The sequence below is a fragment of the Actimicrobium antarcticum genome (assembly GCF_039536745.1).
GTDB classification, from domain to species: Bacteria; Pseudomonadota; Gammaproteobacteria; order Burkholderiales; family Burkholderiaceae_D; genus Actimicrobium; species Actimicrobium antarcticum.
Genome location: NZ_BAAAZE010000008.1, coordinates 669,281 through 681,395, shown reverse-complemented (window position 1 = coordinate 681,395; position 12,115 = coordinate 669,281). Strand labels below are relative to the sequence as shown.

At 61.9% G+C, this 12,115-nt stretch carries 12 protein-coding genes; 2 read left to right on the top strand and 10 right to left on the bottom strand.

The features are described from left to right. Nucleotides 1-136 precede the first annotated feature (136 nt). The 4 genes from ABD720_RS11025 to ABD720_RS11010 all read right to left on the bottom strand — a co-directional run bounded on the left by ABD720_RS11025 (nucleotide 137) and on the right by ABD720_RS11010 (nucleotide 4,791). Complete coding sequence (locus ABD720_RS11025; RefSeq protein ID WP_344763335.1) at nucleotides 137-346, bottom strand: hypothetical protein; 210 nt, start codon at nucleotides 344-346, stop codon at nucleotides 137-139. Between the two features lie 793 nt (nucleotides 347-1,139). Next, entirely contained in the window at nucleotides 1,140-2,414 is a 1,275-nt protein-coding gene (gene waaA, locus ABD720_RS11020; protein WP_344763334.1) for a lipid IV(A) 3-deoxy-D-manno-octulosonic acid transferase, read from the bottom strand. After that, nucleotides 2,411-3,415, bottom strand: a complete 1,005-nt coding sequence (gene waaC, locus ABD720_RS11015) for a lipopolysaccharide heptosyltransferase I (RefSeq protein ID WP_344763333.1) — start codon at nucleotides 3,413-3,415, stop codon at nucleotides 2,411-2,413. The genes waaA and waaC overlap by 4 nt, the downstream gene beginning before the upstream one ends. Further along, a complete protein-coding gene (locus tag ABD720_RS11010) occupies nucleotides 3,415-4,791 on the bottom strand; it encodes a phosphomannomutase/phosphoglucomutase (protein WP_344763332.1) in 1,377 nt (458 codons plus the stop codon). Before ABD720_RS11010 ends, waaC begins: the two co-directional genes overlap by 1 nt. A 172-nt stretch (nucleotides 4,792-4,963) precedes the next feature. Here ABD720_RS11010 and ABD720_RS11005 point away from each other — a divergent pair, with 172 nt between their 5' ends. Next, nucleotides 4,964-5,806 (top strand): symmetrical bis(5'-nucleosyl)-tetraphosphatase, encoded by an 843-nt coding sequence (locus ABD720_RS11005; RefSeq protein ID WP_344763331.1) that lies wholly within the window; start codon nucleotides 4,964-4,966, stop codon nucleotides 5,804-5,806. On the opposite strand, the gene ABD720_RS11000 is transcribed toward ABD720_RS11005, so the two are convergent. From ABD720_RS11000 to ABD720_RS10975, 6 genes are all read right to left on the bottom strand, one after another. After that, the gene (locus ABD720_RS11000; RefSeq protein WP_344763330.1) at nucleotides 5,788-6,528 is read right to left on the bottom strand and encodes a lysophospholipid acyltransferase family protein; all 741 of its coding nucleotides are present in this window, start codon (nucleotides 6,526-6,528) and stop codon (nucleotides 5,788-5,790) included. The genes ABD720_RS11005 and ABD720_RS11000 overlap by 19 nt on opposite strands. After that, nucleotides 6,525-7,817: a dihydroorotase gene (locus ABD720_RS10995; RefSeq protein WP_344763329.1), complete on the bottom strand. Its 1,293-nt coding sequence runs from the start codon at nucleotides 7,815-7,817 to the stop codon at nucleotides 6,525-6,527. The genes ABD720_RS11000 and ABD720_RS10995 overlap by 4 nt, the downstream gene beginning before the upstream one ends. Nucleotides 7,818-7,820: 3 nt before the next feature. Further along, nucleotides 7,821-8,780 (bottom strand): aspartate carbamoyltransferase catalytic subunit, encoded by a 960-nt coding sequence (locus ABD720_RS10990; protein ID WP_344763328.1) that lies wholly within the window; start codon nucleotides 8,778-8,780, stop codon nucleotides 7,821-7,823. Then, entirely contained in the window at nucleotides 8,773-9,285 is a 513-nt protein-coding gene (pyrR, locus tag ABD720_RS10985) for a bifunctional pyr operon transcriptional regulator/uracil phosphoribosyltransferase PyrR (RefSeq protein ID WP_344763327.1), read from the bottom strand. Before pyrR ends, ABD720_RS10990 begins: the two co-directional genes overlap by 8 nt. Beyond that, the gene (gene ruvX, locus ABD720_RS10980; protein WP_344763683.1) at nucleotides 9,266-9,667 is read right to left on the bottom strand and encodes a Holliday junction resolvase RuvX; all 402 of its coding nucleotides are present in this window, start codon (nucleotides 9,665-9,667) and stop codon (nucleotides 9,266-9,268) included. The genes pyrR and ruvX overlap by 20 nt, the downstream gene beginning before the upstream one ends. Before the next feature lie 66 nt (nucleotides 9,668-9,733). Beyond that, on the bottom strand, nucleotides 9,734-10,408 hold the full coding sequence (locus ABD720_RS10975; protein WP_425547964.1) for a YqgE/AlgH family protein: 675 nt from the start codon (nucleotides 10,406-10,408) through the stop codon (nucleotides 9,734-9,736). Nucleotides 10,409-10,542: 134 nt separating this feature from the next. Between ABD720_RS10975 and ABD720_RS10970 the strand changes: the two genes are divergently transcribed. Continuing rightward, complete coding sequence (locus ABD720_RS10970; protein ID WP_344763325.1) at nucleotides 10,543-12,048, top strand: cryptochrome/photolyase family protein; 1,506 nt, start codon at nucleotides 10,543-10,545, stop codon at nucleotides 12,046-12,048. The last annotated feature ends 67 nt before the right edge of the window (nucleotides 12,049-12,115 follow it).

Here is a 12,115-nt window from a genome sequence, read left to right as displayed (position 1 = left end):
CTTGCAGGGCGCAGATCCGCTTGCAAGCGGATCCCGTTCCGCAGGCGGATCGCATGCGATCCGAAACCCCTGCTACACCTCAGACAGTGCGGGCTTCTGATCCTCTTGCCGTACCCGGTTTTTGGCAGCGATCTTTTTATGCGGAATTCAAGGTCAAGACCAAGCCCAGCCTTGGAACCAGCGAGATGATCGTGCTCGCTTTGCGCGAGAAAACTTCCTCGTCGTGATCGACATCGACTTCAAAACCAACGTCAAAATCAACGTCAAAACCAACGTCAAAACCAGTTTCAAATTCAATATCGAAACCAACGCCAAACTCAAAATCTACAAGGCTTTTACAAGCCATCGCTCTCGCGCAAAGCGAGTGTGGCCGTCATTCAAATACCAAGGCTGGGCTTGGTCTTGACCTTGAATTCCGCATAAAAGGCCGCTGCCAAATACCGTGTCCGGGCAGGGGACAAGAGGGCCGCACTGTCTGAGCGTAGCGAGTTTGCGGCCCTCCCCCTGACCGGGCGCGGTATTTGGGAACCCGCAGGGCAGCGGTCTAGCGGTCGCCTTTTTTTGCTTACTTTATTTGGCGAAGCAAAAAAAGTGAGCGGCTGCCGGGCCGCACCCGGCTTGCCTCCACGGAGCGCAACCAGTTTTAGCTACCGACGACCGCGCGCAGTGGCGACCCGCAACGCAACTTGACGCATGTTGGGCTTCGCAGCTATGCGTCTCAAGGTGAAGAATTTTTGTCTTTATTTTCAATGAGTTACAGGCATGCGGTTTTAATTTTTCAAAATGAAAGCCTATATAAATCAATGAGTTACATAGGCCGACCTTGAAAGGCATAGCTTCGCAGCCCAACCTACGACCCAAAGCCGCAACGCCGCCGCGCAAAAAACCGGCTACCGGGCCGCACCCGGCTTGCCTCCACGGAGCGCAACCCGTTTTAGCCACAGCAGACCGCAACGCGCAGGAAATTTGATGCGTGTTGTGCTCCGCAGCCGAACATGCCATCTATCAACCATCAAACTTTCGTTTGCAGCCCACGCAGGACAACACAAATACGATCATTAATCCCGCCATTCCCAAACTCACCTTGAAACGGCCAAATAACCAAGCCTAAGCAACCTCCCGTGCAAGTAACCTCAGCGTCACTCCCCCTGCAACACCAACGCCCGCAACATCTCCATGGTCCGCCCCGTCGCACCCCGGTGCTGCTGCGCAAACCGCAGCGCACTTCCTCCCATCGCCAGCCGCAATGCGTCATCCCGCAGCAACGCAGCGGCATCGCGCAGCAACGACTCCGCATCCGCCACCCGTAACGCCGCACCCGCCTCGATAGCTTCCTCGCTGACCAGGGCGAAGTTGAACGTGTGCGGCCCCAGCAGGACCGGCTTGCCGACGGCACATGCCTCGATCAGATTTTGTCCGCCAAGCGGCAGCAGGCTACCGCCGATCCAGGCAATATCGCAGGCGGCAAAATAGGCGAACATTTCACCCATCGTATCGCCCAGCAGCACATCGGCCAGAACCATATCCGCCCCCAAGGTCGCGCGCCGCTGCAGGTGCAGACCGCGTTGCGTGACCAGTGCGGCGACGTCGTCGAAGCGTTGCGGATGGCGCGGCACGATCAGCAGCAAGGTGTCGGGCGGCAGATTGCTGTTGGCCAGCGCATCGAGGATCAGCACCTCTTCGCCGGCACGGCTGCTGGCACAGAGCAGCACCGGACGCTTGCCGATCTGGCGGCGCAATTGCGCACCCGCCTCCAGCGCCGCCGGCGGTGGCGTGACATCGAACTTGATACTGCCGGTGACCTGTACCGCGCTGACACCGAGGCTGCGAATGCGCGCCGCATCGGCGTCGGTCTGCGCGCCCACGCAGGTCAGCTGCGCTGCCGCATCGGCAATCAGTCGACCAAGCCGCTGTGCGCGTGCCAGCGAGCGCGGCGACAGGCGCGCATTGACCAGCGCTACCGGCACGCCGCGTGCGGTGCATTGCGCCATCACGTTGGGCCACAGTTCGGTTTCCATCAAAATGCACAACTGCGGCGAAAAAATACCCAGGAAGCGGCCGACCATCCAGCCGGTGTCATAGGGCAAATACGCTTGCTGCAAGCGCTCGCCAAAATGACCGAACAAGGCCGCACCGGTGGCGCGTCCGGTTGGCGTCATGTGGGTCAGCAGCAGATCGTGATCCGGATAGGCCGCGAGCAAGGCGTCGATCAGTGGTTCTGCAGCGCGGGTCTCGCCGACCGATACCGCATGCACCCACAACAGCGGCGCAGTACGCATGCGGCGCGGCGGAAACCCGAATCGTTCCGCCATGTGCTGCCGATAGCCTGGCTCGCGCCGGCCACGCCACCATAACCGTGCCAAGACCAGCGGCACGGCCAGCCACCACGCCAGCGAATACAGCCAGCGCTTCACAGCAGGGTCGCCATCGCCTGCCGCACGTCATCAACACTCGGCGACTGGCCGGCATCGCCCAGATTGATGATCCGGGGCGACCAGTTGCCCTCGGTTTTCCAGCGTGGCGAGTCGATGTACAACTCGATAGTCGGGCGGTTGAATGCTGCTGCGATATGCGTGAGGCCGGTATCGACGCCGATGACCAGCGCGGCATCGTGTGCCAGCAGGACCGCCTCCATCATCGACAGTGCCGGCAACACCTGCGCGTTCGGCATCTGCGCAGCCAGCTGCTCGGCCGCCAGCTGCTCGGCCGGGCTGCCCCACGGTAGCAAAACGGGCATGCCGCGTGCAGCCAGGTCGGCGGCAATCGTGATCCAGTGCGCCACGTGCCACTGCTTGGCGGCACGGGCGGTGGCATGAAAAAACACCGCATACGGTTGCGTCGGCAGCCAGGCCGGACGCGGCTCGGCCTGCGGCGCGGACATGTTGAAATCAGCCGGCGTATCCAGGGCATACCCGAGCGCGGCTGCGGCCACCACGCGCCCGCGCTCGACACCGTGGGTGCGCACATCCACCGGCACGCTGTAAGTATGAAAAATCCTGGACAGGGCTTCGTATCCCGAGCCCTCGGTGGCATTGGCCAGACCGATGCGCTGGCCGGCCGGAGCAAGTCGCGCCAGCCGCATCACGACTGCCGTTTTCAGCAAGCCCTGGGTATCGAACACGAAGTCATACTCGACCTCGCGCAACCGCCGGCGAAACGCGCCCATCTCGGCGCGCGTGGCCGGTGCCAGCAGGCTCTTGCGCCAGCGCCGCAGCGCGAACGGAATCACCGTGCGCACGCCGGCATTGAGCCGCACCAGCGCGGTGTAAGCCTCCTCGACCACCCAGTCGATCTGCGCGTGCGGCACATGGCGCAGGATGTCGGCCACCATCGGCATGTTGTGCACCACGTCGCCAAGCGACGATACGCGCACGATCAGAATATTCACAACCTTGTTGTCACCAGAACCCGCCATCAGAACGGCAACTTGGCACCAGGTCGCGCCGCCAGAATCACGCGCTTGAATTCGGACTGGATATGCGCCAGCGCCGCCGGGGTTTCGGCTTCAAAGCGCATCACGACCACCGGTGTGGTGTTCGAGGCACGGGCCAGGCCGAAGCCATCCGGATATTCGACCCGCAGGCCGTCGATCGTGATCAACTGGTCCGATCCCGGAAATTCGGCTTCGGCCTTCAGCTGGTCGATCAGCGCAAAACTGTCGCCTTCCTTCAATTCGAGTTGCAGCTCGGGCGTGCTGGAGGATTGCGGCAAGGCGTTCAGTACTGCCGATGGGTCCGTCATCCGGCTCAGTAATTCCAGCATGCGCGCACCGGCATACAGGCCGTCGTCGAAACCGTACCAGCGGTCCTTGATGAAGACATGGCCGCTCATTTCGCCACCGATCGGTGCGCCGGTTTCGCGCATCTTGGCCTTGACCAGCGAATGCCCGGTTTTCCACATCAGCGGCACACCGCCACGCGCTTCGATCCATGGTGCCAGATGGCGGGTGCATTTGACGTCGTACAGGATCTGCTCGCCGGGATGGCGTTTGAGGACGTCTTCGGCCAGCAGCATCAGCTGGCGGTCCGGATAAATGATCTGGCCATCCTTGGTCACCAGGCCGAGGCGGTCGCCGTCGCCGTCGAAGGCCAGACCGATTTCGGCGTCGCCGGATTGCAATGCACGGATCAGGTCCTGCAGGTTTTCCGGATGGGCCGGATCGGGATGGTGGTTCGGGAACGTGCCATCGACTTCGCAGAACAGTTCGGTCACTTCGCAACCCATGCCGCGATACAGGTCACCGGCAAACGCGCCAGCGACACCGTTACCGCAATCGACCACGATCTTCATCGGGCGCGCCAGTTTGACGTCGCCAAGGATGCGTTCGAGATAGGCCTGATTGATGTTGTGGGTACGGTAGGTGCCGCTGCCAGTGCGCAGGTCGTTGGCAACGATGGCCGTGTGCAGCGCGAGGATGGTGTCGCCGTAGATCGCTTCGCCGGCCAGCACCATCTTGAAGCCGTTGTAGTCCGGTGGATTGTGGCTGCCGGTAACCATGATGCCGGAGCGGGTCTCCAGCACATTGGTGCCGAAATACACCATCGGCGTCGCCACCACGCCAAGGTCGATGACATCGACGCCGGCGGCTTGCAGACCCTGCGCCAGCGCAGCGGTCAGCTCGGGTCCGGACAGGCGGCCATCGCGACCGATCACGGCGACTTTTTCGCCTTTGGCCAGCATCGCGCTACCGAAGGCCTGGCCGATGCCGTGGGCAATGCCGGTATCGAGGGTGGTGCCGACGATGCCGCGGATGTCGTACGCTTTGAAGATGTTTTTCGAGAGTGGCAGCATAGTGAAGACGCTTTCTATAGATGCAAAACGGTGTGTCGAACGCGGTTGCGGTCGATCGAATTCGGGGGCGATGTCGTCATGCCGCGGCGCACTGCCGCGATCATGACAAAATGCGGATGCCTGATTTTAAATGCAAACGCCCTTCCTTCTTCCATCTTGTCAGATTGCTTACATGATTTCCAACCCCACATTGCAGAACCTGTACGCCATCGGTGACCTGCAAGGCTGCGCCACGCAACTCCAGACGCTGATGGAAAACGTCCTGCACAGCGATCCCGCTGCGCGCTGGTTCTTTGTCGGAGACCTGGTCAATCGCGGGCCGCGTTCGCTCGATACGCTGCGCATGATCCGCAGCCTCGGCGAACGCGCCAGTTGCGTGCTGGGCAATCACGACCTGCATTTGCTGGCGGTCGCACATGGCATCCGCAAGAGCAGCCGCTCCGACACCATCGACCAGATCCTGCAGGCGCCGGACCGTGACGATCTGCTTGACTGGTTGCGCCGGCAGTCGCTGGCGCAACTGATCGATGGTCATTTGCTGGTGCATGCCGGCGTGCCGTCGCAATGGACCGCCACGCAGACACTGGCGCTGGCGCACGAGGTCGAAACGGCCCTGCGTGGCCCGGACTGGGTCGGTTTTCTGCGCGAGATGTACGGCAATGCGCCCGAGCGCTGGGACGATGCGCTGCGCGGCGCCGAACGCCTGCGCTGCATCGTCAATGGCCTCACGCGCATGCGCCTGTGCACCAGCGACGGCAGCATGATGCTCAAGGCAAAAGAAGTCGACGGCGCCAATCCGGCCGGCCTGATGCCGTGGTTCGAGGTACCGGGACGCCGCAGTACCGATGTGACGGTGGTGTTCGGTCACTGGTCGACCCGGGGCTTGCTGGTGCAACCGAATGTCATCGGTCTCGACAGCGGTTGTATCTGGGGCGGACAACTGACTGCGATGCGGCTGGCCGACCGGGCCTTGTTCGAGGTCAGCTGTCCGCAATTTCAGGCGCCCGGCGAATAACCGAGCGCGCTGGCGATGGCGCTGCGGGCCGCCGGGGCCAGCTCGCGCCGATGCGCGGCGGTGCTGTCGATGTGCGGCAGCACGATCAGTTCGGCGGTCAGCCGGCCGGATGTCAGGATGGTCAGCATGCTTTGTGCGAACGTCATGTCACCGATGTAATCGGCTTGTGATGCGAGCTTGCCGGAGCCATCCAGATAGCGCAGCGCCAGTGGCTGGATCGGCACCTCGGCATCGATGGCCGCCTCGAACAGGTTGGCATGGAACGGCAATAAGTTACCCTGTGCGGCGGTGGTCCCTTCCGGAAAAAACGCCACGTGTTCGCCATTGTGGATGCTGGTGACCAGATCCTTGAAGATGCGGCGCACCTCGCGCACCTTGCCGCGCGCTATGAAAATCGTGCCGGACTTTGCACACAGATAGCCCAGCAGCGGCCAGCTGCGGATATCGGCCTTGGCCACGAAGCGACACGGCTGCATCGCGTTGATCACGAAAATATCCAGCCACGAGACGTGATTCGAAACGATCAGCGCACGCGTCGCCAGTGCGCCGCTACCGGCCTGGCGCACCACCAGCGTGATACCGCAAATCACCAGCAACCCGGCCGACCAGCGCTGCACCCGACGCGCGCGCCCGGCAGCATCGGTCAGCGGAAACACCACCGCGCACGTCCACAACCCCACGATCAGGTGCAGGAAGATACGCAGTACCGCAACACCGATCATGCGTTGCGCTGGTAGGCGAGACGCCCGGACACGACCGTCGCCATGACGCGGCCGGTCAGTTCGTAGCCGACGAAGGGGGTGTGCTTGCCCTGGCTGGCGAGTGCTTTGGCGTCGACCGTCCAGCGCGCCAGCGGATCGAACACGCACAGGTCGGCCACGCTGCCCACCGCCAGCTGACCCGCCGGCAAACCGATCACGCGGGCGGCATCAACGCTCACCTTGGCAATCGCACGAGAGATCGGACCCGCTTTCGGATCGACTACTTCCTCGGCCCATTTCAGGGCCAGCGACAACAGCAGTTCAAGGCCGGTGGCGCCCGGCGAGGCTTCGGCAAACGGCAACAATTTTTCATCATCATCGACCGGCGCATGGTCGGAACAGATCGCATCGACGGTACCGTCGAGCACACCGGCGCGCAAGGCATCGCGGTCGCGCTGCGAACGCAGTGGCGGCGACAGGCGCGCATGCGAATCAAAAAAGCCGATATCGTGATCGGTCAGGTGCAGGTAGTGCGCGCCAACATCGCAGGTCAGCGGCAAGCCTTCCTTTTTGGCAGCGCGGACCAGATCGATACCGGCCGCCGAGGAAATCCGGCACAGATGCACGCGTGCGCCGGTCGCGCGCACCAGCTCGAAAATCGTCTGCAACGCGATGGTCTCGGCCATCACCGGCACGCCGGACAAGCCGAGGCGCGAGGCGATCGGTCCGCTGTGCGCAATCCCGCCCTTGCCCAGATGCGGGTCTTGCGGACGCAGCCAGACCGTGTAGCCGAAGGTCTGCGCATATTGCAGCGCGCGCAGCAGCACGTTGGTGTCGAGGATGGGTTCGTCGGCTTGCGAAAACCCGATACAGCCGGCGTCGGTCAGCTCGGCCATTTCGCTCAATGCCTGCCCCTGCAAGCCGCGTGTCAGCGCGCCCAGCGGATACACATGCGACTGGTTTAGGCTGCGCGCGCGGTGCTTGAGCATTTCGACCAGGCCGGGTTCGTCGAGCACCGGATCGGTGTCGGGCGGGCAGACCAGGCTGGTCACGCCGCCCTGCAGCGCGGCCTGCATTTCGGATTCCAGGGTGGCTTTGTATTCGTAACCAGGTTCGCGCAGGCGCACGCTGAGGTCGACCAGCCCGGGGGCCACGATCATGCAGCTGGCGTCGAGCACGTGATCGGCCGCGAATCCTTCGGGCTTGTTGCCAATTCCGACGATCTTGCCGTCATCGATATAGACGTCATGGGGCGCGTCAATGCCGTTGGCCGGGTCAATCAGATGGCCATGCTGGATATGCAGTTTCATGTTTTATTTTCCCGCCAGAATACTCATTACTGCCATCCGGACTGCGATGCCAAACGTCACTTGCGGCAGGATCACGGCCTGCGCTCCGTCGGCCACGGCCGAGTCAATTTCAACACCCCGGTTCATCGGACCCGGATGCATCACGATCGCATCCGGCTTGGCCAGCGCCAGCCGTTCCGGCGTCAATCCGTAGCTCTTGAAAAATTCTTGTGCCGACGGCAGCAGCGCACCGCTCATGCGCTCGTTTTGCAGGCGCAGCATGATGATCACGTCGACGCCCTTCAGGCCTTCATTGATGTCGGTAAACACCCGCACGCCCATCTGGTCGAGCCCGGTCGGCAGCAGGGTGCGCGGCGCAATCGCGCGGATTTCCGGTACGCCCAGCGTGGTCAGCGCATGGATGTCGGAGCGGGCCACGCGGCTGTGCAGGATGTCGCCGACGATAGCCACCGTCAGATTCGTGAAATCCTTTTTGTAGTGCCGGATCGTGTACATGTCGAGCAGGCCCTGGGTCGGGTGCGCATGGCGGCCATCGCCGGCATTGACCACGTGGACATGCGGCTGGCGCGTGTCGACCAGATGTTTGGCGATCAGGTACGGCGCGCCCGACTGCGCATGCCGTACCACGAACATGTCGGCATGCATCGCTGCCAGGTTGTCGATGGTGTCGAGCAGCGATTCGCCCTTGGTGGTGCTGGAGGCCTGAATGTTGAGGTTGATGACGTCGGCCGACAGACGCTTCGACGCGATCTCGAAGGTGGTGCGGGTGCGCGTCGAGTTCTCGAAAAACAGGTTGAAGACGCTCTTGCCGCGCATCAGCGGGACTTTCTTGACTTCACGGTCACTGATCCCGACGAACGATTGCGCGGTGTCGAGGATGTTCATGACGATGCGCTTGGGCAGGCCTTCGATGGTCAGCAAATGCTGCAGTTCGCCATCCTTGTTGAGTTGCGGGTTAAGCATGGATCACCGTAAGAGAAAGCGCGCCATCGGCGCCTTGTTGCAGGGTCAGGGTCTGTGCCGTGTCCAGCGCGAGGGTGGCGGCGACAAAATCCGGCGCCACCGGCAGTTCGCGTCCGCCGCGATCGACCAGTGCCGCCAGCAGGATGCGCGCCGGCCGGCCATAGTCGAACAGTTCATTGATGGCCGCGCGCGTGGTGCGGCCGGTGTAGAGCACGTCGTCGACCAGCAGGATGGTCGCGCCCTCGACCTCGAACGGAATCTGGGTCGGCTTGACTTCGGCATGCAAGCCTTTTTCGGCATAGTCATCGCGATAGAACGAGACATCGATAAAACCGAGCCGGTCTTCGATCTGCAGTTCCTTCGCCAGCCGTTCGGCCAGCCAGGCGCCGCCGGAATGAATCCCGACCAGCGCAAGTTGTTCGGTAGCGCCAAGAGCAGCGGCAATCTGGCGCGCGAGGTCGGCATACAGCGCCTCGGCATCGAGTTCAGGGAGGTGAGTGGGCATCGGCGGAGTCGTCAAAGTATTGTTGCAAAATGAGTGCGGCGGCGCGGTCATCGATTCGCTCGCCACGGCGCTGGTTCAGTACTGCGGAACTGTAGCGCTCGTCGACCAGCACCGCCGGCAGGCCATAGCGGCCATACAGCTGGTTGGCAAAGCGCCGGCAGCGTACCGACATGTCGTGTTCGGCGCCGTCCGGATGCAGCGGCATGCCGACGATGCAGCGCGCCGGTTGCCAGGCCGCGACCAGCGCGGCGATGGCGGCAAATTTGGCGTCATTGGTGGGGGCGTCGATGATGGTCAGCGGCTGCGCCTGCCGGATCACGGTATTGCCAACTGCGACACCGATGCGCTTGAGACCGAAGTCGAATCCGAGCACGGTTTCCATCAAGGGTGGAACATGGTCGATACCGCGTCGCAGAGAATGCACGCCGCAAGAAATGCGCTTGCCTGCTCAGGCATGTCCTGCCTCGGAGGTCAGCATGTTGGGATCGATACCGAGCAGGCGGATGGCGGCGGTAAAACGCTGCTCGACCGGCATGTCGAAAATGATCGCGGGGTCGGCCCGCACGGTCAGCCAGCCATTGCGGATGATTTCATCTTCGAGCTGGCCGGCGCTCCAGCCGGAACACCCCAGCGTGACCAGCACATGATCCGGTCCGGAACCGGAAGCAACGGCTTCCAGCACGTCCTTGGAGGTGGTCATCGCAATCTGGTCGGTGACCCGCATCATCGAGGTGAACGCACCGACTGGCGAATGCAGCACGAAACCGCGTTCCAGTTGCACCGGACCACCAAACATCACCGGATGCTCGGGCAGAATTTGCTGATGGGAACGTTGCGGATTGATTTCCAGTGCGAGGTCGACGCGCTCGAACAGCACTTGCATCGTCATGTCAGTGGGCTTGTTGATGATCAAACCAAGGGCACCGTGGGCATTGTGTTCGCACAAATAAATCACCGTGCCACCGAACACCGGGTCGGCCATTGCCGGCATCGCGATCAGAAAATGATTGGTCAGATCCAGACCGGAGCCGTTGCCCGCAGCATCATCATCAGCCAGCCCGGACGGGTCTTGATGCGACTGCGTGCCGGATGCCATGTTTCGTGTTTTATTGAGCTTCGCCATGGCCACATTTTAGCAGCTTTGATTTGGGCTATCGGTGCAAAACGCACCTGCAAGGCCGGGTCGACTTGATCGGGATAGAACAGGGATAATATCGCCACGCCAGCACCGCCCCCGGAAATTTTCAACAGGAAATCATGAGCTCTCCCGCCCTCCCCGACATGCCTTACGAACGCGCCCTGGTCTGGTTCCGCCGCGACCTGCGCGTGTTCGATCACGCCGCGCTCTACCATGCGCTAACGCAAAGCCGTGCCGTATTTTGTGTGTTCATTTTTGATACCGCCATCCTCGATGCACTGCCGGAACAGGACCGCCGCATCGAGTTCCTGCATGCCAGCCTGATCGAGTTGCACGCCGAACTGGTCAAGCTCGGCGGGGCGCTGATCGTGCGCCACGCGCTGGCCGCCAGCGAGATTCCGGCACTGGCCCGGGAACTGACAGTCGATGCCGTGTTCATCAACCATGATTACGAACCCGCCGCGATTGCACGTGACGCACAGATATCGGGTGCCTTGCAGCAGGATGGGATTGCGTTGCATGACTACAAGGATCAGGTCATCTTTGAACGCGACGAGGTCCTGTCGCTGGCAGGCAAACCGTTCTCGGTATTCACGCCGTATAAAAATGCCTGGTTGAAGCAACTGCAGTTCGATAGCACCGACATCAACGTGCGGTCGTATCCGATTGATCCGGTGGCCCACCATCTGGCGGTCAGCCCGATTGCGCATGTGATGCCGTCGCTCGGCGAACTGGGTTTTGCCCCGTCCAATTTTGCCGAATTGAAGATCCCTGTCGGCATGTCCGGTGGACAGGCGCTGCTCGATAATTTTCTGGAGCGCATCAACAAATACAAGCTCACCCGTGACTTCCCGGCCGTCAAAGGACCGTCCTACCTGTCGGTGCATCTGCGCTTCGGCACGGTGTCGATCCGCCATCTGGCGCGGCGTGCGTGCGAAGCGGTGCGTCTGGCATCCGACGCCAGTGGTGCGCAAACCTGGCTGGCCGAACTGGTCTGGCGCGATTTTTATTTCATGATCCTGCAACATCATCCGCGCGTGGTGCACGGTGCATTCAAGCCCGACTACGATGCGATCCAGTGGGAAACCGGTCCCGCCGCCGATGCCCTGTTTCAGGCCTGGTGCGATGGCAAGACCGGCTATCCGCTGGTCGACGCCGCGATGGCGCAGCTCAACCAGAGCGGTTACATGCACAACCGGTTGCGCATGGTGACTGCCTGTTTTTTAATCAAGGATCTGGGTATCGACTGGCGGCGCGGTGAAGCGTATTTTGCCGAAAAACTGATCGACTTCGACCTGTCTGCCAACAACGGTGGCTGGCAATGGGCCTCATCCTCCGGCTGCGATGCCCAACCATACTTCCGCATTTTCAATCCGATTACCCAGTCCGAAAAATTCGATACCGAGGGCCGCTTCATCCGGCGCTATGTGCCGCAACTCGCGCAGCTCGGCAACAAGCAGATTCACGCGCCGTGGTTGCTGACCAAGATGGAACTGGATCATGCCGGTGTCACGCTGGGCGGCAATTATCCTGCGCCGGTGGTGCAACATGACGTGGCGCGCAAGCAGACACTGATGCGCTATGCAGTGGTCAAAAAAGTGACGGAAGAGGTGCCGGCGGACTAACGCCGGCAGAGCTGAGCTACGGCCCGGGCGATGCATGGCCCGGGCTATCCCGCAACCTGCGTCGTCG

Coding starts and splice junctions, on each gene's coding strand:
- ABD720_RS11025 (WP_344763335.1), bottom strand. CDS start 346: ATGGCTTGTAAAAGCCTTGTAGATTTTGAGTTTGGCGTTGGTTTCGAT.
- waaC (WP_344763333.1), bottom strand. CDS start 3,415: ATGGCGGGTTCTGGTGACAACAAGGTTGTGAATATTCTGATCGTGCGC.
- ABD720_RS11010 (WP_344763332.1), bottom strand. CDS start 4,791: ATGCTGCCACTCTCGAAAAACATCTTCAAAGCGTACGACATCCGCGGC.
- ABD720_RS11005 (WP_344763331.1), top strand. CDS start 4,964: ATGATTTCCAACCCCACATTGCAGAACCTGTACGCCATCGGTGACCTG.
- ABD720_RS11000 (WP_344763330.1), bottom strand. CDS start 6,528: ATGATCGGTGTTGCGGTACTGCGTATCTTCCTGCACCTGATCGTGGGG.
- ABD720_RS10995 (WP_344763329.1), bottom strand. CDS start 7,817: ATGAAACTGCATATCCAGCATGGCCATCTGATTGACCCGGCCAACGGC.
- ABD720_RS10990 (WP_344763328.1), bottom strand. CDS start 8,780: ATGCTTAACCCGCAACTCAACAAGGATGGCGAACTGCAGCATTTGCTG.
- pyrR (WP_344763327.1), bottom strand. CDS start 9,285: ATGCCCACTCACCTCCCTGAACTCGATGCCGAGGCGCTGTATGCCGAC.
- ruvX (WP_344763683.1), bottom strand. CDS start 9,667: ATGGAAACCGTGCTCGGATTCGACTTCGGTCTCAAGCGCATCGGTGTC.
- ABD720_RS10975 (WP_425547964.1), bottom strand. CDS start 10,408: ATGGCGAAGCTCAATAAAACACGAAACATGGCATCCGGCACGCAGTCG.
- ABD720_RS10970 (WP_344763325.1), top strand. CDS start 10,543: ATGAGCTCTCCCGCCCTCCCCGACATGCCTTACGAACGCGCCCTGGTC.